Below are 23,286 nucleotides of genomic sequence, written 5' to 3' on the forward strand. Positions count from 1 at the left end.
CCGTGAGCAGGCTGCACGCGGTCCGGGAGGCCGACCTCGACGCGATCGCAGCGGGGGCGGTGGTCTTGGGCTGCGGTGGGGGCGGCGATCCACGCCTGTTCGTGGAAATGCTGCGTCCACTGATGACGTCAACGTCGGTAGAAGTCATCGCGCCGGACCAGTTGCCGTCCGGGGCGATGATCATGCCGGTGGGAATCGTCGGATCGGCCCTGGCTTTGGAAGAGCAACTGCCCTCCGGGCATGAGTTTGCCGACACTGCAGCAGCTTTGACGCGGTGGACTGGTAAACGTCCGACCGCGGTGATGACTTTCGAAGGCGGTGGACTCAACGCTCTCTCCGGCATTGCGGCGGCGTTGGCGTTGGGGATTCCCGTGGTCGACGCGGACCTGCTCGGTCGAGCGATGCCTCGGCTCGATCACTTCTCTCTCGCCGCAGCCGGGTTGGAATTGTGCCCGGTCACTCTCGCCCAGCCCGGCGGCCTCATTACCGTCGTCGACGGAGTGGATGTGCTGGGCGCCGAGGTAGCAGTGCGGTCGTTGATCGGGAGAACCAGCGGTTGGGGCGCTCTGGCGATCGCGTCGATCGATGCGCGGACTGTGCAGGAGGCGTGCATTCCGGGAACTCTGTCCCGAGCATATGAACTGGGTCAGCACGTCGGGACCCTCGGCAGTTGGCGGGAGATCGCCGAAAGCTCCGGGGGGCGAGTAATGGGGACAGGCCGGGTGCGTGCGGTGCGTCGTAGTCGCCCGAACGCCGGCGATCGTCGGGGCAACGTGATTCTCGAACACGATTCTGCGGTGATACGAGTCGAATTCGAAAGTGAGTTCCTGACCGTCGCGTCGGACGGCGAGATGATTGCGACATGTCCGGACATCGTGACGTTGCTCGACGTCCGGACCGGTGCCTTCGTCTCGTGCGAATCAGTGCACCAGGGGCAAGATGTGGCCGTGTTGGTTCTGCCCGGCCCTCAGTGGTGGGCGGAAGATGTGAGCAGGTTGAAAGTTGTCGGCCCGCGGGCCTTCGGGATCGACCATGACGCAGTGCTGATGGAGGCGCAATGAGCGCGAGTGTGTCGGCGTTGCTGAACAACCCGATCTTTGTCGGGTTGTATCGACTTGCCGGCGAAGGTGATCCCGTCGTGACGACAGTGGGAGCGCTCACCGGGGAATCGGCACAGTCAGCCGAGGCCGTGTCGGGTGCGGCGGGTGCAGGATCAGTTCTGGTGATTCTCGATCGAATCGACGTCGGGGAGTGGAGATTCGACGCTCTCCTTCGACGCACGGCGGCGACCGGCTGCCGGGTGCTCGCGGTACACAGCACTGCGGCGGAGGATGCGAATCTCTCGTTGCTTGCCGATCGCCTCGGACTGGTGGTGCTCGGAGTATCCGACCCGTGGCAGTTCAGCGTGGATCTTCGTGATCTTCTCTCGAATTCGCGGGCGGTGATGGCCGACGCGGTACTGCGGGCGACACACGCGGGCCAGCGGGCCGGCGGAAGCGTCGAGAATCTTCTGTCGGTGCTGCTGAACACATTTCAGCGTTCGTTCATCCTCCTGGACGCGTCCGGACGCCCGCTGACCGGCGCCGATTTGTTGTCCGATGCTGATCGAGCAGCCGCCGGTATGTTGTCGGGCCGCGGGGCGCCCACCACTGTTGAATTGGACTCCGGCGGGGTCCTGATTGCGTGCCCGGTGATGTCCGGCGCAGCCCGAGAGCCCTGGCTGGCGGTGCTGCTCCCGGTGCGTCAAAGCGTCGAAGAGGCTTCTCTCTCAGTGGTTCTCGACGTGGCCTCGTTGGCTGCCGGGCACCGACTGGCCGTTGCACGCATGGTCGACGAGCGTGAAGCGCGCCGGCGTAGCGCGTTACTCGGTGAACTGATCGACACGTCAGCAGACGCCACACCCGGACTGCTCCGGCGCGCACTCGACGCGGGTTGGGCACTGGACGGATGGCATATCGGCATCAAAGTCCTGGCGGTCGGTGAGGTCGACCTGGTGGCCAGGCGCAGTGAGGTCGCAGACGCCCTCGCCGCCGAGGGAATCGACGCCAATGTCGTGGAACAGGCTGACGGCTGGGCAGCGTGGACCACTCTGCCGGGCGAGCCGCGACCGGAGTCGATCACCAGGATCGCCGAGAGTATCCGTGCAGCTCAGGCGAGGTTGGAACCCACGATGGAGACCTGGGTCGGTGTGGGACGCGCACACGACGGTCCGGCTGGAATCGGTGCGTCCCTGTCTGAGGCCGGGGATGCCGCTCGGCTCGCGGGTTCGAGGTCGCACACAGGCCGCTTCCTGCACGTGGACCGCCTGGGTCTGGCGCAGTTGCTGCTGGCGTGGACGCGAACCGACACGTTTCAGCCCGCAGCCGCGGCGCTGCTCGCGCCGCTACGCGATTCGAATGGAGAGTTGCTCGAGACTCTGTCGACGTACCTCGACGAAGAATCGTCTCTTGCTCACACCGCAACCCGAATGGGCTTGCACCGCAACACCGTATCGAGTCGGATCGATAGAATTCAGCGCCTTCTCTCGGTGGATCTCGCAGATCCGGAAACGAGACTCGCGCTCCACCTTGCTTGCCGGACCATCGCGCCCTGACGGAGATCTTCGCGGCTTCGTCTTGACAAGCAAGGGAGGTTCCTGCCATCCTCGTTGCCAGGTCACGAGTACCAGTGTTCAGCCCCGGCTTGCTGGTCGGCAACCCTCCTCCGCGGTGGGGTGCTCCGGGTGACGACCCGGCTGCGTTCGAAAACGAATGCGGCAAGCGCGGACTCTTCCGGGGCCATCACCCGACGAACGAGTCCTTGAACGTGAGGATTGTCTTCGATGACTGCTGTATTGAGTGCCGACACCTGCCGCACCACCGCGATTGCCAAGGTTTCGGGTGCTGACCTGCAGGTTCCATTGGTTCAGGGCGGCGAATGCTCCTACGCCAACTTCGACTACGCCGCGAGTGCGCCGGCATTGGCCCAGGTCACCGACCGTATCGCCGAGTTGCTGCCGACATACGCCAGCGTCCACCGCGGTGCCGGCTACGCGTCTCGGATCTCCACGCTCACCTACGAGAACGCTCGTGAATCCGTTGCTCGTTTCGTGAACTGTGCCGACGATCAGGTTGTCGTCTTCACCCGGAACACCACCGATTCGCTGAACCTGCTTGCGCAGTGCGTCCCCGGCAGCACCGTCGTCCTCGATGTCGAGCATCACGCAAACCTGTTGCCGTGGAACGACGCTCGTATCGTCACCGCTGCAGACACCATCGAAGAGACGATCGAGCGTCTGATCGGTGAACTGTGCACCAAGCCTGCAGCGCTGCTCGCAATCACCGGTGCCTCCAACGTGACCGGCGAGATCCTGCCGATTGCACGCTTGGCTGACATCGCTCATCGTTGCGGCGCACGTATCCTCGTTGACGCAGCTCAGCTGGCTCCTCACCGTCGCATCGACCTGCAGGAATGCGGGGTCGACTACATCGCTTTCTCCGGTCACAAGCTCTATGCGCCCTTCGGCGCGGGTGTTCTGGTCGGACGCCGTGACTGGCTCGACGAAGCTCAGCCGTACCTCGCCGGCGGCGGCGCCGTGCGTGAGGTGACCATCGAGTCCACGGAGTGGGCCTGCGCGCCTGCCCGCCATGAGGCAGGTTCCCCCAACGTTCTCGGTGCGGCAGCCATCGCGACCGCATGCGAAACCCTGCACGCGCTGGACTTCGACGTCATCGCCGAGCACGAGAAGGCACTCACGGCCCAGCTCACCGACGGATTGTCCGCCATCGAGGGCGTCTCGCTCGTGCGACTGTGGAATGACGCACCGGACGCCGTCGGAATCGTCACCTTCACCGTCGACGGATTCGAAGCGGGCGAAATCGCCGCATTCCTCTCCGCCGAGCACGGCATCGGAGTTCGCGACGGTCGCTTCTGCGCACACCCGGTTCTCGCACGCCTCGGCCTCTCCGGCGGTGCAGTTCGCGCCAGCCTCGGCCTCGGTAGCAGCTCGGACGACGTGACGCGGTTGGTAGACGCCGTGAACATCCTGGTTTCGAATCAGCGTGATTGGAACTACGCCAAGACTGCCGGTGCGTGGAACCCCGTGCCCGAGACCCGCCCCTTCCTCGGAGCCGCAGACGACAACGCCGGCGCAGCCGAGTGCGTCTGAGCTGAGCTCGGTCCCCGAAAACTCGAACGGACAACTAGCATGGCAGCCATGGCACCAGCGGATTTCCCCGCCACCCCTTCGAGAGTGAGCATCACTCTCGGTCAGTGGTGCCGTCGCCATGTCGATCTGTGCCGCACCTCGTCAGGAATGTGTTCGAGCTGACGATTCGTCTCGCTCATCCCATACTTTTCTGATTTTCGGAGGTCTCACATGTCTTCACGCGCTTCGCATTCGCTGCACGTAGCGGTCGAGTTGACCGGATCCGGTCACCATCCGGCAGCTGAGGGCGCACCCGGCAACCTGCCCATCATCGGCGGCGACTACTGGGTGGACCTCACCGAGGGCGAAAAGGCTCTCGATTTAGCTTCATTCCCTACCAATGTGGTTCGGATTCGCGCTGCGGACCTGCGTGAGGCACAGCTCGAACGTGCACGGATACGCGCTGCTGTCGCCGAAGAAGGACGCGATCCCGACAGCGTCGCAGTACTGGTCGATCTCGAGATTCTGATCGCGCCGGAGGCTCGCTCCGCCCGTAAAGAGCTTGCACAGTTGGACAGCGCGTTGACGGCGCCGCGGGTTCCCGTTTCGCTTCACTACGTCGGAACGCCTTCCGGTCTCGGCAGTTTGATCGCCGATATCCGAGCTGCCGAGGTCGCCGACGGCGTTACGTTGCTGCCTCTCGCATTGCCTCGCACGCTCGAGCATCTGGTGGACAGCACCATTCCGTGGCTTCAGGATCGCGGACTTGTCACACCGTCCACCGCAGTCGACGAGGTTCTCGGGCGTTTCGGACTGCCACCCCGTCAGCGCACGCTCGCGTCCTGATCGTCACCGATTGCATCTGAGTACAGGTGGAACAGCGACGGTAAGTCGTCGGCACCGTCCACCTGTGCCAGAAGCGTCCAGCATTGCGCAGTGATCGACCGAGCCCTCGTGCCGATCCAGTTGGTGGGCAGTAGTTCCGGTGGCAACAGCGGATCCGGTTCCATGGCTCGCGTGAATTCCGCTGCGAGTTCGATGGTCATCGTGACAGCATCGGTACCCGGACTGTTCTGCAGTTTGTGCAGGCGTGCGGTCGCTACGTCGAGTAGCCGTTCGTATCCGTCAGCGATCTGGTCCAGTGGCCACAACTGCGCGGCAATCTTCACAGGGTCTTCGAGCATGCCCACTTTCAGATCTCGAGTGGTAAGAGAAGACAGGTGCTGTTCGACGTCGAGTTCGGCGGCCGCATCGCGAATATACGGTTCCCAGGCGTGCGGCGAGACGTACAGACCGCCCTGGACGAGCGCGCCGCCGAGGTAAACGACCCTGGTACGCAGCGCATCTCGCGCTTTCCGTGACGACTCCGGAATTGCGAATCCGGCCAGGTGCCAATACCCGTCCCACGGCGTCACAGTGTCGCGGTCTTGTTGATAGGCCAGCCGAACGAATTCGACGTCGGGTTCCATCTCGCGCAGGGCTTTCGGCGTTGCTCGTAGCGTGGCCTGCCGCCCGCGACCTTCCTGAGTGAACTTCCCCTCGGTGACCAACCGCTTGATGCACAGCCGAACCTGTTGATCAGTTTTGCCGAGGGCGTCGGCGGTGGCATAAAGGGTGCGTCCGTCGACAGTTCCGTCCGTGCGCAGTAGTCCCTCGATCAAGATCCTCGTGGGTACATCGACGTCCCTGTCGGTCATCGCCATGTCCTTTCCTCGCTTCTCGACATCTTCGCCCACAACTGTACTATCGAATGCAATACGATCGTTTCAAATTCGTACGTTAGGGCGGGAAGATGGCAGCGGAATCGATGAGCGAGGGCAAGAGTAAGCCTCGTTTACGCAGGTGGATGGTTACTTCCCTGGCGGTGGTCGTTGTTCTGATCGCGACTCTGGTGGGCTGGACGCTGTACCAGAACACCTATGACATCCGTGAGGAAAAAGTGACGATCACCGGGGGATCGGTGCCGCTCCAGGGAGTCCTTGCACTGCCCGAACACGGTGACGGTCCCTTCGGGCTCGTGGTTTTCGTCCACGGAGACGGCCCGGTCGATGCAACACATGAGACGTTCTATCGACCGGTGTGGGAGGCGTTCGCAAAGGCGGGGTACGCGTCACTCTCCTGGGACAAGCCGGGGGTGAATGGGGCACCGGGCAATTGGCTCGATCAGAGCATGGACGATCGCGCGGCAGAAACGGAAGCGGCAATCGAGTGGGCGCGGGGACGTTCGGATATCGATCCGTCTCGTATCGGTCTGTGGGGTGCAAGCCAGGCAGGGTGGGTGATGCCCAAGGTGGTGAACCTCGACCCGGACGTAGCGTTCGTCATTGCCGTGGGTCCCGCGATCAACTGGCTCCAACAAGGCGAATTCAATACCCTTGCAGAACTTTCCGAGAGAAATGCGTCGGCCGACGAGTTCGAGAAAGCGCGGGTCGATCGTGCGAAGAACTTGGATCAGTTGGCCCGTGATGCATCGTTCGACGATCTCGTGGCCTCCGGCGAGGCCGACGGTCTCACCGAAGACCGGTGGAACTTCATCCGAAAGAACTACCTCTCGGATGCGCGAGCCGATCTCGAAACCGTGAAGGTTCCGGTGCTCTTGATCATCGGCGGACAAGACGTCAACGTCGACGTGGCTGATACCGAAAGGGTGTACCGCGAATTACTCGACTCGCCAGGGCAACTGGTGGTCAAGAAGTACCCCGACGCCACTCACTCGATTGTGGAGAAGGACCTCGAAGACTCGGAATTGATGTCGGCTCTGGTGGCCGTTCTTGCTCCCCGTTCGATCTTCGCTCCCGGCTATCTAGCGGATCAGACTGCATTTTTGGAGGGAATTCATGGCTGACGGAATCACGGTTGTCGCACTGGGTGGTGCCGGTGCCATGGGCTCGGCAGCAGTTCGTCTGGCCGCAACATTGCCGGGAATCGGCAAGGTAGTAGTCGCGGATCGCGATATCGATGCTGCGAAGCGTCTTTCAGTTGAACTGGCGCAGGCGTCAGCGGAAGTCGAGGCGCGCAGCATCGACGTCACGGACGGTCGCACGCTACGTGAATTGCTTGACGGCGCAGACGTGGTCGTCAATACGGTCGGACCGTTCTTCCGTTTCGGCGTCGGCATTCTCCAGGCAGCGATCGAGACCGGGACTCACTATCTCGACATCTGCGACGACTGGGAGCCGGCCGTCGACATGCTGGAATTGGACTGTGCCGCGAGGGGAGCCGGAATCTGTGCGGTAGTCGGCATGGGCGCAAGTCCCGGGATGAGTAACCTCCTGGCCGCGATGGCAGTCTCGCGATTGGACGTGGTCGACGATCTGTATACAGCCTGGCCGGTTGATGTCGAGGGCGAGGACGAGTCGGTGGACACATTGAGTGCAGCGGCCGTTCACTGGATGCAGCAGATCAGCGGCACGGTTCCAGTGGTTCGTGCGGGGCGAATCGTCAACGAAGAACCGTTGCGTTCCATCGCACTCGAACTGCCCGGCGGACGTCGGGGGAACGCTTACGTGGTCGGGCATCCGGAGCCGGTGATGTTTCATCGGACCATCAATCCTGCAGGGCATTCGGCAAATCTGATGGTGATCACACCGGAAACCGTGGCGTTCCTCGACGTTCTCCGCTCCGATATCGACAAGGGGAGAATCGATCTCGACTCGGCTGCTGAAGAATTGGGCAAGCCCTCGCTCCGGCGGATGATCCGTGCTGCGCCTCGAATGCTCACGCGTGCCGGTCATGGATCCTTGCCGTTGTTTTTCGCCTCGGCGACCGGGGTGCGCGAAGGTCGAGAGATGCGCGTCGTGGCACGGATCGCTGACGATTCACCGGTATCGGCGTTACTGTCGGACATGGCCGGTGCAACCGCAATCCCCTTGGCGCTCGGCCTTGCTCAGGTGGTGTCCCGGCTGGCCGACGGAACGATTCGGGATCGGGTCGGTGTGCACTCAGCAGAGAGCGTCATCGACCCGGACGTTCTGTTCACTGCACTGTCGCGGTTGTTCGGTCGAACCGACTGGAGTGACATCGTTACCGTCGAATCCGAGTTTCGCTAGTCAGTTCGCGGCGTGCGATCCGATGCGACTGCGGATTTCGGTCTCGACGCGATCTGCGTCCTTGGGGCTGAATGAAGGCGCTCCGCGGCCGGCGAGGGTGAGTACCACCGCGGTCTCCTTCCACGGGCGTGAAAGATCCAGGCTGTACCACGAGCTGAAATCTGTTGTTCCCCAAATTCGTAAGCGTCCACTCAGCCATGACATGACTCCGAGGTCGACGGATTCGATCTGTGAGTACGGAACGAACTTGCTGACAAACGGGAAGTAATAGTGGCGGATCGTGACGCCCTGATCGTCGATCCGGACGGTCCTGTCCTCGTAGATCGTTGATGTCCCTGTACTCACAGTGAAAACCCGGTCCCTGCTGTTCGACGCTCTCGGCGGATGCCGAAAACCAACCATACAGTCTCTACTGGGACGGGTGGCCCGCCCGAGTGTCAGGCGCTGGTAGTCCTCGCGACGACGAGATCGCTCACCGCGATCTGAGCGTTGCCGATTGCAGCCTGAACCGGTTCGCAACTACTCGATGCTCTGGCGAGCGCAAGAACTGCGGTGAGTAGGGCGGCGTCGGGCTCTCCTTCGAACGGTCCGCTCTGGACGTCGAACTTTCCAGCTCGCAACTGCTTTCGAGCATTGATTCCAAGTTGTGAAATGACCTCGTCCATCGCGGTCAGGCACTGGGCGAGCGCGCCGATCGACCAGTAGAGATCGGCAGCGACGACAGGCGTCTCCGATGCCACGGTGCCGGCGCGGCGCAATCGGTGATGAGTGTCTCGGAGTATCTCGGGCAGTCTGTGGTCTGCGCAATGTTCCATCCCGCTGCCTCCGTAAGGTGTAAAGTTGGGTTATTCAATTACGGTAAGGCAGGGCGGTAAGGGATGCAAGTAGTTTTAGACGATTACGTCGTCGGTGCGTCGTTCGCGACCGACCTGGTCAACACCTCGCCCCGGGTCTGGGTGGAGGCAGGTGACGCGTTGGCTGACCCCCAGGCGCTTCACGATCTACTGGATGAACATGGACTCTCGCCGGATGCGCTCCGCAACGGGCGTCGGCTTACCAGCGGTGAACTTGCCGACGTGCAGGCACTCAGAGAGGAGATTCGTTCGATTCTCGATGCTCCGACTTCTGATGAGCTCGTTGATCGCACTGATCAACTCCTGCAGACTGTCCCGCATCACGTTCGACTTGTGCCTGATGCCCAGTACGACTATCGATGGAATGCGTTACCGGACAGAAGAATCGATCTCACGGGTGAGCTTGCGTTGTTGATCGGCTACTCGTTGCTGGGGACTCTGCGCACATTGGGGTACGAACGATTCCGCCCATGCGCGTCGCCGACGTGCAACGGGGTGTTTGTCGATACGAGCCGGGGAGGGCGACGCCGCTACTGCATGCCGGCGTTGTGCGGCAACCGAATCAACGTCGCGAATCACCGTCAACGGCAGCGTCGTACTTAGTCGTCAACGATGGCGTCGTACTTAGCGCCTGCGATTGCCCGGTCGATAGTGACAATCGAACAGAGTACGGCCGACTGTATGGGGAACTTCAACGAGATACAGACCACGTCAGTCCCGCACGATTGTCGCCATGGCAACTCCTAGTAGATGGCGGCTCGTATGAAAGCCCGTTCTGTCTCCGCGACAGCAGTTATCAGCGTTGGCGTATTCACTCTGGCCGGGTGTGGCGGCGCATCCAGTCCCGAAGGTTCGGTCGGTGAGTATGCAAAGGACGGCAGTTTCACGACTGTCATCAACGCCGATCCCGGAAATCTGCACCCTCTGATCACCAACCTTACGTCGACTCAGATCGTGAACGCGTACTCGTACGATTCGTTGATCGACATCGATGCGCAAACCCGCACGGTGCGTCCGTATCTGGCGGAGAGTTGGCGTGAAGAAGGAAACACGCTGAAGTTCGTGCTCAAGAAGGGCGTCACTTGTGCGGACGGCACTTCCTTCACCGCGCAGACCGCAGCCGATGACATCAACTGGGTCATGGACCCTGAAAACGCTTCACCGCTAAGAGGATCCACCGTACCGTCGTCGACGGTCGCGTCCGCGAACGGTGACGAACTGACGGTCACTACAGCCGAACCGGCACCCTTCTTGCTCTCCCGAATAGGCTCGATGCGGCTTCCGTGCGCTGCGACGCTCGAAGACCCGGCCAGTATCCGTTCGAGTAGTAACGGAACGGGTCTGTTCAAGGTCACCGAAGTTGTTCCCAACGATCACATCACGATGGAACGCCGCGACGGTTACACCTGGAGTCCGAACGGTGAGACCACTTCCGACACTCTCGGGGTGCCGAAGACAGTGACGATCAAGATTGTCACCGATCCGAGTACGACGGCGAATCTTGTTCTCACCGGTGGAGTGAATGCCGCGGCGGTGACAGGTTCGGACGAGGAACGAGTCTTGGCAGCGGGTCTGGATTCGAAGACCTACACCACGTTGTCCGGCGAGTTCATCTTCAATCATTTCGCGGCCCTACCCACGGCAGACCGTGCTGTACGGCAGGCCCTTGTGCAGGCAGTAGACCTGGACGACTACACCGAGATCACCACCGGCGGTAAAGGAACCCGTGCACGCGCCCTCGCGGTTTCGGAACCCCTTGCCTGCGACTACAACAGTGTCGAAGGGACGATCCCCGATTTCGACGTCGATGCAGCAAAGAAAACGCTGTCCGACGCAGGTTGGAAGGCGGGTCCCGACGGCCTCCTGACGAAGGACGGTCGACCGCTTGCCCTCAACGTAATTTTCAACAACTCACGCGATACAAACTCTGCCGCCGCGGAATACGTAGCAACACAGTGGGAAGGACTGGGCGCGAAGGTGAAACTGACCGGCGGCGACTACAGTTTCGTCATTGCCAACACATTCAGCACCACCGACCTGTCGTCGTGGGACGTTTCCATCGGTTTGACGCTGGGGAGTGATACGCCGAGCATCTTTGCCAAGTACTTCACCGGCCCGCCCAAACCTGAAGGAGTGAACTTCGCTTCCCTCGACAACAAGACGTACATCGAATTGTCCACTGAGGCTTCGCTTCTTCCCGGTGACGAGTCCTGCAAGGTCTGGGAGGAAAGTGAGCGCGCGTTGTTCAACGACATCGACCTGCTGCCGGTATCCACGACTCCCGCTCACATGTTCTTCAACGGCGCAACGTCGATCTACCCGCCGTCGAGCGGAATCCTTCCGGGCTCGGCGATCCGTGTCCTGAAGTAGGACCCTCGGCAAACGCTCACTTTCGGGTATTGATCATCCGAAGTGCAAACCGAAATACCACTGCAGCACCGGCACCTGCAGCCAGGCCGGCGACGACATCGGCAAGAAGAACACCGACGCCTATGCCCAGGACGGCAGCAGCGGCGACGGCAAGGGCGACGTCAGCACGAGGAGCGGCGATCGCGGCATCCTTTCCCCGAGTATCGAACGAGCACCCATCTCAACGGAGCATGTCACGAAACGGTCGTCTGCAGGTGTATCAACCGCAAAATGTGTGAAACGCGTCGGCCCCGGCGGAGTTGAACTCCGCCGGGGCCGTGCTGTGTGTGTTGCGCACTTGCTCAGTGCGTCGGGACGGATTCCTTCGACGTGGTCGGGGACGTATCGGTGTGCTGGCTACCAATCTCCTTGCGGGAGTTCGAGCCGTTGAACCGAGGGAGGAAACCGGCCAGGACGAGTGCGATGACGGCGGATCCGGCAGCGAGGGCCATGACGACGCGGAAAGCGTTCTCCGACGGCAGCGTTGCCCCACCGACGGACATGGTCATCTGGGCGATGACGACACCCGCGATGGCGCTGGCGAATGATGTACCGAGGGAGCGCATCAGAGTGTTGAAGCTGTTGGCCGCTCCGGTCTCGGACGGAGGAACAGCCCCCATGATGAGAGCGGGCATTGCGCCGTAAGCCATACCGGTACCGGCGCCGATGATTACTGCGATCACGATCAGTTCCCAAATCGAGTGCATGGCGAAAATGCCGATGCCGTAACCGATTGCGACCACAATGGCGCCGAGCATGAGCGTCACCTTGGGGCCGTGCGAATTGGTGATGCGTGAGGACAGCGGAGAGATCAGCATCATGATGATGCCGGAGGGAGCCATGACCAGACCTGCGGTGAGCATCGAACCGCCGAGGCCGTAACCAGTGATTTCAGGCAGCTGGACTACCTGGGGAAAGACCATGCTGGCGGCGAACATCGCGAATCCGAACACGATGGATGCGAGGTTGGTGAAGAGCACCTGGCGGCGGATGGATACGCGTAGATCCACCAGCGGCTTGGGGGTGCGTAGTTCCCACCATGCCCAGAATCCGAATATCAGGATCGCGGCGCCGAACAGGGAAAGCGTGAGCGTGCTCGTCCAACCCCAGTCGCCACCCTTGGAAATTGCGAGTAGCAGAGCGATGAGGGCGGCTGAGAGTGAGATTGCTCCGCCGAAATCGAACGTGCCTCCTGTGCGAACCGCCGATTCGGGGACCAGGACGACAACAAGAACGGCCGCAAGCGCGCCGAGCACGGCTGACGCCCAGAACAGGACGTGCCAGTCGGCGTACTCGGCGATCAAAGCCGCGATCGGAAGCCCCAGAGCGCCACCGACTCCCAGCGAAGCGCTCATCATCGCAACAGCGCCGGCGAGCTTCTTGGGCGGAAGTACATCGCGCATCACACTGATACCCAGCGGAATGACACCGGCAGCAAGGCCTTGCAGGATTCGGCCGGCAACGAGGGGGATAACGCTCGAACTGAGGGCTCCGACCACCGAACCGGTGACCAACAGCGCCATGCTGATCAGGAGTAGACGCCGTTTGCCGAACATGTCGCCCAAGCGGCCCATGGTCGGGACGGCGACGGCGGCGGCGAGCAGCGTGGCGGTCACAGCCCACGCGGTATCGGACGCCGGCGCGTTCAGGTACTCGGGCAGATGCGGGATGATCGGGATGACCAGCGTCTGCATGAGCGAGACGACGATGCCGGAAAACGCCAGAACAGCCACCACTGCGGTGGTGGCTGGCGACTTCGTTGTCTGTGGCGGCGTTGTCGGTGGTGGAGAAGTGGTTGACGACATTGCGGTAACTCCATCGGAAGAAGAACGAATAATGGTTTAAGTCAGTTGATTGAACTAAAGTTAAATCAAGTGACTGACTTAACGGAAGGGTGCGCCTCCGATCGTGACGAATATCTCCGGTGCCGAGCAGCTTCGGATGGTCGAGGATGATGGTGTCCATGACTACGAGGACTGAGGACGCGTCGGCCGACGTCGGCGGCGCCGCAAATTCCGCGCGCTCTGCTGCAACCCGAGACCGCATTCTCGCCGTCGCCGAGCAGCTGTTCGCCGAGCACGGAGTCTTCGCGGTTTCGAACCGCCAGGTGAGTGAAGCGGCAGGTCAGGGCAACAATGCAGCCGTCGGATACCACTTCGGGACCAAGACCGATCTGGTCCGCGCGATCGTAAACAAGCATTCCCAGCAGGTCGAGAAGAAGCGTGGCGAACTGCTGTGTGAGATCGAAGGGTCCACAAACGTTCGTGACTGGATTTCGTGTCTGGTTCGGGCGTCGACCGATCACTACGCCGAAATGGGTGGCCCGACTTGGTACGCGCGGTTCAGTGCACAGATTCTCACCGACCCGGTCCTGCGGAAAATCGTCTACGACGAGGTACTGGCCTCGCCCACCCTGCAGGAGACGCTTCGGGGACTCTCTGACTGTCTGGCCGACATGCCGATGAGTGTTCGACGCGCCCGCGCGGACATCGGACGCAATGCGATCGTGCACATGTTCGCCGAACGTGAGCGCACGCTTGCCGAAGAGGGGCCGGAAGCGGTCACGTCATGGGAGGACTTCACGACCGACCTCGTCGACGCGCTGGTCGGACTTTGGACGGCTCCGATCAGCCGCTGACCGGCCGTTTGTCCGCGCTAGCCGCCCGCCCCGGGGCAACCCTGCGCAATGGATCTCGCGTCGGCGGAAGATCCAGGAGCAAGCCCACTCCGGCAAGAATGATGACAAGACCGCCAACGAGCGCGAAGGTAACAGGCTCGTTCAACCACAGCACTCCGATGGCTGATGCCGAAATCGGAACGAGAAGAGTGACGGCCGATGCCGCGACTGGACCCGCCTGACGAATTATCCAGAAGTAGACCAGGTAGCCACCGGCGGTAGCCCCCAGCCCCAGGGCTGCCACGGCGATGAGTGGACCGACGGTTATGGGCCCCGGTGGGGGAGCGACGGCGGACACGGGAACCAATAGGGCAACCGCGGCAAGTTGTTGTCCGAGGGCCAGTGTCATCGGTGGAGTGTCCTGGAACGACTTTCGTGCGTAGACACCTCCGACTGCGTACAGCAGCGCCGCGGTCAAAGATGCGCCAATGGCCAGCATTGCGCGACTGTCGATCGCTGACGGAATTCCACCGACGAGCACCGAGACGCCGACGATGCCGATCGCGACCCCCGAGAGTTTTCGCCAGGTGATCTTTTGTCGAAGCCAGAAAGCGGCGACGAATACGGTGAACATCGGCGTCGTGGCATTCAGGATCGACGCCGTCGACGAGTTGAGGCCGACGATCGCAGTTGCGACAAGCGTCAGGGGCCCAGCGACGTTGAGGGCTGCCAGCAGTAGGAATGCAGGAAACCGGTGACCGACCGCGCGCCAGGTCGATCTGCTGGAAGCCGTTATCAGTGCGAGAACCAACGCTGCAACAATGAAGCGGCCGTGCGTCGTGCCGACGGCGCCGAGTGTTGGTGCTGCCACAGCAACGAGGGGGAACGAGCTTCCCCAGAGCGCGCCGACCAACAGCAAAGCTCCAACTACGGCGAATCGGCTGCTGCCGATTGCTTTCCAGTTCTTCATTGCGCCTCTTCGTCGACGACCTCGCGGACATGGATGGTCGATGCCAGAACTACCCTATACCCCCAGTAGGTATGATGCTTCTTGTGTCATGATGCTGCAGGTGATCCGAGGCTGAGGACGCATTATTCGTTCTCCTGCAATGGTTTATGTGTCGAGGCGCTGTACGCGCAGACCTTCAAGTTATCTCCAATATACCTATAGGGGGTATATTGGTGGTTGTGTCGGGCTCGCTTTCCGGGCCACATCCGTCCAGCAAAAGAACAGGAATCCCAATGAGTAGTTGTGGCTGTGGAAATACCCCGAAGGCCGACGCCAATGGCGCTGTAGGCACTGTCGGTACGGCGATGCCGACCGGTGGGAAAGACCTACTCAACTCTGGCAGCAGTGAACTCGTCGAATGTCGGGTCATGCCCGGCAGTGTGATCGAAAAGGCGCGTGCCGAAGCGGAAGGCCTGTTCCGTGACTACGAAGGTAATCGGTACTGGTTTTGCTGCAAGGGTTGTGGTCCTCGATTCGACGCAAATCCGCGGAAGTACGCTGACGTGAGCTGAGCGAAAAGTGGTGGTGCAGGCGATGGCTGCACCACCACTTTCGTTGAGGCCCAATCGGGGTTCGGGCAGACCGTCGACATCAGACGGTGCGAGCGCACGCGCACTGGGTGGCCGCCAAGGTGCATTCGCCTCGCGTGGTTTCGTACGTCGCTTGTCCGGGCAATTCAGCAACTGTCTCCCGAGGCCAAAGTGCAAATCCTGCAACGGCTCCCACTGCGGCAAGCGCTGCAAGGATGCTCCAGGTGACCGCAAATCCCGCGCTCGAACCAACCCATCCGGCGATCGGATAGGTGACAAGCCAGGCAAGGTGCGACAGGGAGAACTGGGCTGCGAATACCTCCGGTATACCTGCGGGCTCGACGGAGCGCCGAAGTACTTTTCCGGTCGGCGTGACGATCATGGCCATCCCGGCGCCGACGAGTGCCCACACTGCGGCAGTGAGCATCCACGTGAATACACCGGCCACGGCGAGGGCGGCTGCCGCGCTGGCACTGACGACCAGGACAACGGAACCTGCTGTCATCACAGTGCGTTCAGCGGTTCTGTCGAGAACGCGTGGAAGAAGCAGCGCGGTCACCAACGTGCCGGTGCCTGACGCGGCAAGCATCCACGCCACGTCGGATTGGGTTCCACCGAGCTCGTCGCGGACGTAGTTGACGGTGTTGACCACGACGATCGAACCGGCTGCTGCCACCACGAGATTGAGTGCCATGATGCCGCGCAGTCGCGGTGTGGTCACGAAGATTCGCACCCCCGACGCGATCCGATCCCACGCCTTGCGGTGAGTACTCCGGCGAGCGTTGGGGATTCGGGTGGCCAGCACGAGCAGTGCCGAGACCGCAAAGCCCACGGAGGTGGCGACGAACAACAGGTTGAATGTCATGAAGGACAGTGCGACTGCGGCAAGAACAGGGCTGAGCAGGCTTTCCATAGTGTAAGCGACCTGCGATGCCGACAGTGCGCGGGTGAAATCGGCCTCGTCGGTCACGATGTCAGGAATGACCGCTTGGAACGTGGGAGTGAACGCTGCCGACGCAGCTTGGAGAACGCCTACCAGCACGTAGATGTGCCAGATCTCGCTGACGAAGGGCAATGCGATCACGACCGCTGCACGAAGGGCGTCGAGGGCAACGAGGAAAGCCCGTCTCGGCAACCGGTCGACGTACGCCGCCGCGAGTGGAGCGATCACGACGTACAGGGACATCTTGATCGTCAGCGCGGTGGCCAGCACAGCTCCGGCGCTCGGCCCAGCGAGTTCGTAGGCGAGTAGACCCAGCGCAACCGTCGCCAATCCGGTGCCGAACAGCGCGATGATCTGGGCGCTGAAGAGCAGGCGATAGTCGCGAATCAAGAACAGACGCATGCTGTTCCGTTCCGGTGCGGTCCTAGCGGTCCGGTTCATCTGGTTTCACTCCCGCGACAAGATTGAAAGCTCCGGTCAGGACATTGAGGGCGACGATTCCGACGACGTCAGCGATCTCGCGATCACCGTAGCCGTGCGCTCGAAGGCCCGCGATGTGTTCGTCTGAAATCGAGGCAGGCTCCCGATAGACGCGAAGTCCGAGGTCGATCATTGCCGCGATTGCGGGATCGGCGGACGTGCCCGCGCGGGCACGCTCGATCTCGTCCGCCTCGACGCCGTTGGCGTGCGCGGCGGCAACGTGGGCTTCGAGGCAAACAGCGCAACCTTGCTGGACCTGCACGGCGATCGAGATTCGCTCGGTGATCTTGCGGCTCAGTTTCGCTCGCTTCATTGCCCGGCTGAGTTGCAGATAGCCACCCAGTACGGCGGGCGAATGAGCCATCGCCGCGACCATGTCACCGACCTGTCCATGACGGTTGACGAGTTCGGCGAGAAGGTCTTTAGATGCACCGACAGCGGTGGCGGGTGTGAGAGATGCAAGGCGCGACATAACGAGTCCTAAGTGGTTCCGCCGGTGGTGGGTTCGGCTGGTGACAGCCGGCCGAACCCACCACCGGAGTTGGTCAAGAATTGACGGTGGATTGAACGGTTCGAGGATCGTCGACCTTGGTCGACCGCATCACGACCGCGGTGATTGCTGCGCCCACCACTGCGATGGCGGCTGCTCCCAGGAACACGGCGGAGAAACCGTTCGTCAACTCCGTCAGGTCACCGAGTTGATCAGCGCCGAACACTGCTGCGATCGCGGTCATCACCGCGAGGCCGACAGCCGAGCCGACCTGGTAGCTGACGTTGACGATGCCGGAAGCCAATCCGCCCTCTTCCGGGCGTGCAGCCGAAATCGCCGTACCGAGTGAGGGAATGAACGCCAGCGTCATACCTGCCGCAGCCACGAGCGACGCCGGCAGTACGTCGACCCAGAAGTTGCCGGTGGGCCGGATCAACGACATCCAACCCAAACCGATTCCCAGTACCAGCAATCCGGTCACGATCATCGCTTTTGCACCGAAGCGTGCCATGGCCCGTGGTGCCACGACGACCATGCCGAGCATGACGAAGATCGTCATCGGCAGCAGCGCCGCACCGGCCGGGAAGGCGCTGTATCCGAGCACTTGCTGCAGGTACAGGTTCAGGAAGAACCACATCGGTATCCAGGCAGCGCCGAGGACGAGCTGAGCGATGTTCGCGGCACCGAGGTTGGGCGCCTTGAAGATTCCCAGACGCACCAGAGGTTCCCGACGCTTGGACTGGATCAGCACGAATGCACCCAACAGAGCGGCCGAAACGGCGAGCGCCAGCCACGTCTGCCCGGATCCCCATCCGACATCAGGTGCTCTGACGATGCCGAAGACTCCGACAGCAAGACCTGCGGTGACAGCGAGTGCGCCGAGGAAGTCGATCGACCCGGTACGTGCCGGTGCGTTCGGCATCAGGAGGGGAGTAGCGATCAGCGCGATGACGGCGATGGGAATGTTGAGGTAAAACACCCAAGGCCAGCTGGTGTATTCGGTGATGACGCCGCCGAGGAACACTCCGGCCGTACCGCCTGCCGGGGCGGCAGCGCCGTAGATGGACAGCGCCTTGGTCATCTCTTTCTGCGTGCTGCCGAACAGCATCATCAGCAAGGTGAGCGCCGATGGTGCGATGAGTGCGGCACCGGCACCCTGAACGGCGCGGCCCGCAAGTTCGACGGCAACGTTACCGGCGGCACCGGCGACAACGGAACCGATCAGCAGGATCAGCCAACCAGCGGAGAACACTCTGCGGGCGCCGAACAGGTCGGACAGGCGGCCGCCGAGGAGGAGTAGCCCGCCGAATGCGATGACGTACGCATTGAAGACCCAGGTCAGGCCTTCCTGGGAAAAGCCGAGATCGCTCTGCATCTGGGGGAGAGCGACACCGATGATCGAGGTGTCCATGATGACCATGAACTGAGCGGCGGCGATCAACGCCAACGCCCACCACTTACGGGTGGATTTCGGTTGTGTGGACATTCTGAGTTCCTTACCTCTACGGGGTATAGGTGATGCTCGTGTGGTCAGGGGGTGTCGAAAGCGAGCCTGGGCGACATCGGCGCAGCGCTTCGTTGAGGTGCGCGGGGAAATGCTGTTCTTGGAACTCATTCGGCCGGCGCTCTGCGTAGATGCGCATCGGATCTCCTTCGAGTGAATTCATGGTGTTCGAGTAGTTCGTTGCATACCCTAGGGGGGTATGGTACAAATTGCAACAGGTTCGAATTCAAGGAGTGTCGAACCCGACGCAGACGGCAACGGAAGTGCTGCCGACCCAAACTTTGGAGGGCAAGATGTTCAGCGGCAACGGCTACACACTGGAATTGGCAACGTCGGAGGCGGCCGTCGGCAGCCATGTCCCCTTGCAGTTCCGGATCCTGGATTCGGTTGGAACTCCGTTGACCAGGTACACCGACACCCACGACAAGCAGTTGCATCTGATCGTGGTCGGTCTGGACCTGACCGGATTCCAGCACGTGCATCCCGAATTGGACGAGAACGGAAACTGGCGTGTGTCAGTCGATTTCGATCACGCGGGAGACTACCGAGTCTTCGCTGACTTCACCCCGGACGGGGGTGACGGAATGACGCTGAGTGCGGATGTACGCGTCGCCGGGTCCTATGATCCTCGGCCGTTGCCCGCCGCTGCTGCCGTCACGACGGTCGACGGCTATACCGTCTCTCTCGAAGGCGCGGCCCATGCCGGCCAGACATCGAAGCTCACGCTCTCGGTCAGTCGTGACGGAATCCCGGTCACAGACTTGCAGCCCTACCTTGCCGCGTACGGGCATCTGGTCGCGTTGCGTGCCTCCGACCTCGCCTATCTCCATGTGCATCCGGATGGTCATCCGGGTGACGGTGTCACGCCGGCTGGACCGGCAATCACCTTCTACGCCAACATGCCGAGCGCTGAGGACTACCGGTTGTTCCTGGACTTCAAACATGGCGAAGTGGTGCGTACGGCGGAATTCACTCTGACTGCCGACAATGCGACCACGCCTGGGGCCGAACACTCGAGCCACTCGCACCACGGGCACTGAGACCGAATGAGTTTCGCAGCAACGGGAAAACGGGCATGGGCGATCACCATGCACCCATCTGTTCGTGCAGTAGCGAAATGCGTGGCGATGTGCGCAGTGATTGCTCTGCAAGACAACGGAAGTCGAAGAGTGACCGCACATCGCCCCGGTAACGAGAATTGTTGCGAAGTCACGCGTTGACGAACAGGAGGACATCGAATGTCGGAAGCGACAGAAGTGGGCAACGCTCCAAGCAGTGCCCCGGGCAATGATACGACCGGCGATGTGTGCTGCACGGGTGATTCCCACGGCTACATCACCGCCAAGGACGACTACCTAGGGCGCCTGCGTCGCATCGAGGGTCAAGCCCGCGGCCTGCAGCGCATGGTCGACGAGGACAAGTACTGCATCGACATTCTCACGCAGGTTTCGGCGATGACCAAGGCTCTCCACGCGGTGGCCATGGGGCTGCTCGAGGACCACATCAGCCACTGCGTCGTCAAAGCTGCCGTTGACGGTGGTCCCGAGGCGGAGGCAAAGGTGAAGGAAGCGACCGACGCGATTGCGAGGCTCGTTCGCTCGTAGAACTGTGCTCGACGAACATTGATACCGTGGTCGTCATGTTCAGCATCGAGATCCGTCGTACATTCGCTGTGAGGCAAGGGCTTCCGGCACCCGTGCGGGACGCAAAGAATTTGCCGCCGCTGATGCCCGTCGAGGGATTTCGCGTGACGATGCGAGTCGGGTTCTCGTTCGAGGACGACCAACTCGGAGAACGTGGATGGTTTGTCGACACGGACGCTCTCGACGAGTCTGTCGATCGGTGCGCCGAGCGATTGGCGAGCGGTGTCTGGCCGGAGATTTTCGATTTCCGTCCGTCATTCGAGAACGTTGCGAAGTGGGCTTTCACGGAACTTGCGTCCACGATTCCTCAGCTGACCTACGTCGAGCTGGACAACGAGACGATAGGTGTGGCAACGAGATACGTCAGATCGCACTGATCTGACATATCTCGTTGCCACAGGGTATCGATCGATCGGACTACTGGTAGAGACGCAGTGCAGACCCGATGAAGGACTTACCGAATGCGAGCCCGGCCTTGTTGAAGTAGAAGCTCATGTTCGTATTCGCGAACGGCACCGCGGACACCGTCTTGGTGATCTGCGACTCGGCGTCTGCCCACTCTGCGCACGCTGCGTCGCCGGTCAACCCGGAAGCCTTGGCCACCGCTGCTTCGTAGGCGGGGTTGTTGATCGAAGAGAAATTCTTACCGGCTGCCGGAGCAGGTCCGGTGAAGAACGGGGTGAACCCGCTGGGAATCGAATTGTTGATCTGGATCCATGCGATGTCCCACTGATTGTTGTCTTTACCGCTGAGCATGACGTCGACAACTTTGGTCTGGTCGGCTCCCGTTACCTCGACGTTTGCGCCGAGATCCGACCATGCAGATTGAGCGAGTTCGGCTGCTGCGCTGCGAGCCTCTTCGCCTCCTGCGTAGAAGAGGCGGAGTGTCAACGGGTTTCCGTCTTTGCTTCGTTTTCCGTCCGACCCGGCGGTCCAGCCGGCCGCGTCCAAGGTTGCCTTCGCTGCGCTGACGTCGTAGTCCGGAATGTTGCCGGTGACGGAGTCGTACACGCAGGCGCGGGGCTCTACACCGACGAGACTTGTTGCGCGGGTGCCCTGGCCGGCAGTGATAACTTCTGCCAGATCGTCGAGATTGACTCCCTGGATGAGTGCTTTGCGAACGGCGGGATCGCTGGTGGGATTGTTCGCGATCTGGTTGAAGTACATCTGACCGGACGGCATCGGGCGATTGATCGAGGCGAAATTGGCGGCTTCGATCCGGTCCTTGTCCGGACCGGCGATCGGAGATGCGTTGAGTTCGCCGGAGAGAAGCTGGTTTGCGGCGGTGCTGACATTGGGTGCCATGACAGCGATGACGGTCTTGGGGACACCTGGTGTGTCGGAGGTGGTGTCGTCGGGGCCCCAGTTGTAGCCGTCACGACGCTCGAACGTGTAGTGGTCGTTGGCGGCGACTTCGGTGACTTCGAACATCCCGGAACCGAGAGACTTCTTGTTCGAGGCGGTCGGGTCCGCGAGTCCGGCGTCGCACATGATCGGGAGGCGACTGACCGTGAGGAGGAGGAAGGGGCTCGGCGCCGGAGTGGTGACCGTGATGGTGCGGGTCGCGGGATCGGCAGTGGCCGAAGCGCCTACGGGGACCGTAGTGCCGCGTTGTTGTGAACCGTTGGCCGGATCGGCCACGAAGTTGATGTTGTTCGCGACGGTCTGCGCGTTCAGCGTCGACCCGTCGGTACAGGTCACTCCCTCGCGGATGGTGAAGGATGCGGAGGTCGGCGTCTCTTCCCATTTCTCTGCCAACCACGGTTTGAATTCACTGGTGTCCGGATCCTGGTAGACCAGGGAGTCGTAGGCCAGCCTCGAGATGTCAGCGGTTGCCGCGGAGCCGGACATGATCGGGTTGAGTGCACCCGGATCGGCTTGCAACGCATAACGGAAGGTTCCGTCTGTCAGAGGTTCACCGCCGTCGGAGCCCGAGGACGTGCCTCCCGAGCTGCAAGCCGACAACACGAGTGCGAGCCCCGCGGCCGTTGCAAGTGCCGGATAAGAGCGGTGTTTCATTGTGCCTCCGTGAAGGAGCCAGGGCCCGAGCGAAGTTCGAGAGGGCGCGGTCGAGTGTGACCGCTAAATCTTGGCGTAGGACGTGACGGGCATCTCGGTCGATCTTCACGAAAATCATGCCGATTTTTGTTCGATCTCACGAGAACCGGGGTGATGAACCAGTTCAGGTCACGGTGAGTCGAGGTCATTTTGCCGTGGCCACCCGGTTGCAGTGAGTACAACGGCAGGGACCGACGTCAACGGAGAGATCGGGCCGAGGGCGAGGAGATCTTCGTCTTCGTCGATCTCGGACCAGAATTTTTCAGAAGAAACATCGAGGCCGAGAACGATCCACGGCGGTCCGGCTTCTTGAAAGGCAAAGGAGACTCTGCCGGTTCGCGGAACCGTCGCATCGAACAGGTGGTCTCCGACTGGATATCCCTGTTGCTCGCCCACCAACGTCAGGGTTGTCGGTTCGAAGGACGCCTCGCGCAGCATCTTCTCGACTGCGCGGTCGAAACTCTGCTGAGTGATGAACTCTTCGTCCGCGTTCGAACCGCTGAACTCGGGGAAATGCGCACAACACAAAACGTGTGAGCCCTCTGAGTTGCAGTAGAGACGAAACACGGGAAAT

Annotated in this window: 23 protein-coding genes and 1 riboswitch; of the genes, 13 read left to right on the forward strand and 10 right to left on the reverse strand. The window is 61.5% G+C overall.

The genetic code is table 11. The annotated features are described in order from the left end of the window. Nucleotides 1–2: 2 nt before the first annotated feature. The 4 genes from R4P70_RS18575 (at nt 3) to R4P70_RS18590 (ending at nt 4,972) form a co-directional block, all read left to right on the forward strand. Nucleotides 3–1,061 carry a DUF917 domain-containing protein gene (locus R4P70_RS18575; RefSeq protein WP_020906014.1) on the forward strand — a complete coding sequence of 353 codons (1,059 nt, stop codon included), beginning with the start codon at nt 3–5 and terminating at the stop codon, nt 1,059–1,061. Then, nucleotides 1,058–2,593 carry a PucR family transcriptional regulator gene (locus R4P70_RS18580; RefSeq protein WP_153211390.1) on the forward strand — a complete coding sequence of 512 codons (1,536 nt, stop codon included), beginning with the start codon at nt 1,058–1,060 and terminating at the stop codon, nt 2,591–2,593. The genes R4P70_RS18575 and R4P70_RS18580 overlap by 4 nt, the downstream gene beginning before the upstream one ends. A 60-nt stretch (nt 2,594–2,653) precedes the next feature. Next, nucleotides 2,654–2,768, forward strand: a riboswitch (SAM riboswitch). A 53-nt stretch (nt 2,769–2,821) separates the two neighbouring features. Continuing rightward, nucleotides 2,822–4,147 carry an aminotransferase class V-fold PLP-dependent enzyme gene (locus R4P70_RS18585; protein ID WP_019746685.1) on the forward strand — a complete coding sequence of 442 codons (1,326 nt, stop codon included), beginning with the start codon at nt 2,822–2,824 and terminating at the stop codon, nt 4,145–4,147. A gap of 210 nt (nt 4,148–4,357) precedes the next feature. Then, the gene (locus tag R4P70_RS18590; protein ID WP_020906017.1) at nt 4,358–4,972 is read left to right on the forward strand and encodes a hypothetical protein; all 615 of its coding nucleotides are present in this window, start codon (nt 4,358–4,360) and stop codon (nt 4,970–4,972) included. Here the strand turns inward: R4P70_RS18590 and R4P70_RS18595 are convergent. After that, the gene (locus R4P70_RS18595; protein ID WP_060939660.1) at nt 4,951–5,829 is read right to left on the reverse strand and encodes a DNA-binding transcriptional regulator; all 879 of its coding nucleotides are present in this window, start codon (nt 5,827–5,829) and stop codon (nt 4,951–4,953) included. The two genes, R4P70_RS18590 and R4P70_RS18595, sit on opposite strands and share 22 nt — an antisense overlap. Nucleotides 5,830–5,972: 143 nt before the next feature. Between R4P70_RS18595 and R4P70_RS18600 the strand changes: the two genes are divergently transcribed. Together R4P70_RS18600 and R4P70_RS18605 are read left to right on the forward strand one after the other, a co-directional pair. Further along, a complete protein-coding gene (locus R4P70_RS18600) occupies nt 5,973–6,971 on the forward strand; it encodes an alpha/beta hydrolase family protein (protein ID WP_029254370.1) in 999 nt (332 codons plus the stop codon). Beyond that, nucleotides 6,964–8,175 carry a saccharopine dehydrogenase family protein gene (locus R4P70_RS18605; RefSeq protein ID WP_317831082.1) on the forward strand — a complete coding sequence of 404 codons (1,212 nt, stop codon included), beginning with the start codon at nt 6,964–6,966 and terminating at the stop codon, nt 8,173–8,175. The genes R4P70_RS18600 and R4P70_RS18605 overlap by 8 nt, the downstream gene beginning before the upstream one ends. Here the strand turns inward: R4P70_RS18605 and R4P70_RS18610 are convergent, their stop codons facing one another. Together R4P70_RS18610 and R4P70_RS18615 are read right to left on the reverse strand one after the other, a co-directional pair. Continuing rightward, nucleotides 8,176–8,520, reverse strand: a complete 345-nt coding sequence (locus tag R4P70_RS18610) for a hypothetical protein (protein ID WP_019746690.1) — start codon at nt 8,518–8,520, stop codon at nt 8,176–8,178. Between the two features lie 92 nt (nt 8,521–8,612). Further along, entirely contained in the window at nt 8,613–8,990 is a 378-nt protein-coding gene (locus R4P70_RS18615; RefSeq protein WP_003941183.1) for a hypothetical protein, read from the reverse strand. Between the two features lie 63 nt (nt 8,991–9,053). On the opposite strand from R4P70_RS18615, the gene R4P70_RS18620 reads away from it, so the two are divergent. Next, the gene (locus tag R4P70_RS18620) at nt 9,054–9,632 is read left to right on the forward strand and encodes a CGNR zinc finger domain-containing protein (RefSeq protein ID WP_317831083.1); all 579 of its coding nucleotides are present in this window, start codon (nt 9,054–9,056) and stop codon (nt 9,630–9,632) included. A 159-nt stretch (nt 9,633–9,791) separates the two neighbouring features. Next, on the forward strand, nt 9,792–11,399 hold the full coding sequence (locus tag R4P70_RS18625; RefSeq protein WP_020968297.1) for an ABC transporter substrate-binding protein: 1,608 nt from the start codon (nt 9,792–9,794) through the stop codon (nt 11,397–11,399). Nucleotides 11,400–11,740: 341 nt separating this feature from the next. Here R4P70_RS18625 and R4P70_RS18630 read toward each other — a convergent pair whose 3' ends face one another. After that, nucleotides 11,741–13,243 carry an MFS transporter gene (locus R4P70_RS18630; RefSeq protein ID WP_019746694.1) on the reverse strand — a complete coding sequence of 501 codons (1,503 nt, stop codon included), beginning with the start codon at nt 13,241–13,243 and terminating at the stop codon, nt 11,741–11,743. A 158-nt stretch (nt 13,244–13,401) separates the two neighbouring features. Here R4P70_RS18630 and R4P70_RS18635 point away from each other — a divergent pair, with 158 nt between their 5' ends. Then, on the forward strand, nt 13,402–14,076 hold the full coding sequence (locus tag R4P70_RS18635) for a TetR/AcrR family transcriptional regulator (protein ID WP_029254375.1): 675 nt from the start codon (nt 13,402–13,404) through the stop codon (nt 14,074–14,076). Here R4P70_RS18635 and R4P70_RS18640 read toward each other — a convergent pair. Next, on the reverse strand, nt 14,066–15,025 hold the full coding sequence (locus tag R4P70_RS18640) for a DMT family transporter (RefSeq protein WP_030534848.1): 960 nt from the start codon (nt 15,023–15,025) through the stop codon (nt 14,066–14,068). The two genes, R4P70_RS18635 and R4P70_RS18640, sit on opposite strands and share 11 nt — an antisense overlap. A gap of 272 nt (nt 15,026–15,297) precedes the next feature. On the opposite strand from R4P70_RS18640, the gene R4P70_RS18645 reads away from it, so the two are divergent. Then, complete coding sequence (locus R4P70_RS18645; protein ID WP_020968300.1) at nt 15,298–15,576, forward strand: YHS domain-containing protein; 279 nt, start codon at nt 15,298–15,300, stop codon at nt 15,574–15,576. Between the two features lie 79 nt (nt 15,577–15,655). Here R4P70_RS18645 and R4P70_RS18650 read toward each other — a convergent pair whose 3' ends face one another. The 3 genes from R4P70_RS18650 to R4P70_RS18660 form a co-directional block, all read right to left on the reverse strand. Continuing rightward, nucleotides 15,656–16,978, reverse strand: coding sequence for an MFS transporter (locus R4P70_RS18650; protein ID WP_019746698.1), 1,323 nt, complete (start codon nt 16,976–16,978; stop codon nt 15,656–15,658). Beyond that, nucleotides 16,962–17,489, reverse strand: a complete 528-nt coding sequence (locus tag R4P70_RS18655; protein WP_021333740.1) for a carboxymuconolactone decarboxylase family protein — start codon at nt 17,487–17,489, stop codon at nt 16,962–16,964. Before R4P70_RS18655 ends, R4P70_RS18650 begins: the two co-directional genes overlap by 17 nt. Nucleotides 17,490–17,562: 73 nt before the next feature. Next, nucleotides 17,563–18,993, reverse strand: a complete 1,431-nt coding sequence (locus tag R4P70_RS18660; RefSeq protein WP_020968303.1) for an MFS transporter — start codon at nt 18,991–18,993, stop codon at nt 17,563–17,565. Between the two features lie 251 nt (nt 18,994–19,244). Between R4P70_RS18660 and R4P70_RS18665 the strand changes: the two genes are divergently transcribed. The 3 genes from R4P70_RS18665 to R4P70_RS18675 all read left to right on the forward strand — a co-directional run bounded on the left by R4P70_RS18665 (nt 19,245) and on the right by R4P70_RS18675 (nt 21,031). Next, complete coding sequence (locus R4P70_RS18665) at nt 19,245–20,051, forward strand: hypothetical protein (protein WP_024487558.1); 807 nt, start codon at nt 19,245–19,247, stop codon at nt 20,049–20,051. Nucleotides 20,052–20,249: 198 nt separating this feature from the next. Further along, complete coding sequence (locus R4P70_RS18670) at nt 20,250–20,615, forward strand: metal-sensitive transcriptional regulator (RefSeq protein WP_020968305.1); 366 nt, start codon at nt 20,250–20,252, stop codon at nt 20,613–20,615. Between the two features lie 35 nt (nt 20,616–20,650). Continuing rightward, nucleotides 20,651–21,031, forward strand: a complete 381-nt coding sequence (locus tag R4P70_RS18675; protein ID WP_030534844.1) for a 6-carboxytetrahydropterin synthase — start codon at nt 20,651–20,653, stop codon at nt 21,029–21,031. A gap of 40 nt (nt 21,032–21,071) precedes the next feature. On the opposite strand, the gene R4P70_RS18680 is transcribed toward R4P70_RS18675, so the two are convergent. Together R4P70_RS18680 and R4P70_RS18685 are read right to left on the reverse strand one after the other, a co-directional pair. Further along, nucleotides 21,072–22,673 carry an ABC transporter substrate-binding protein gene (locus R4P70_RS18680; RefSeq protein WP_029254380.1) on the reverse strand — a complete coding sequence of 534 codons (1,602 nt, stop codon included), beginning with the start codon at nt 22,671–22,673 and terminating at the stop codon, nt 21,072–21,074. A gap of 168 nt (nt 22,674–22,841) precedes the next feature. After that, complete coding sequence (locus tag R4P70_RS18685; protein ID WP_317831084.1) at nt 22,842–23,279, reverse strand: hypothetical protein; 438 nt, start codon at nt 23,277–23,279, stop codon at nt 22,842–22,844. Nucleotides 23,280–23,286 lie beyond the last annotated feature (7 nt).

Origin of the sequence: Rhodococcus sp. IEGM 1241, assembly GCF_033142365.1 — a bacterium.
Lineage (GTDB): Bacteria > Actinomycetota > Actinomycetes > Mycobacteriales > Mycobacteriaceae > Rhodococcus_F > Rhodococcus_F erythropolis.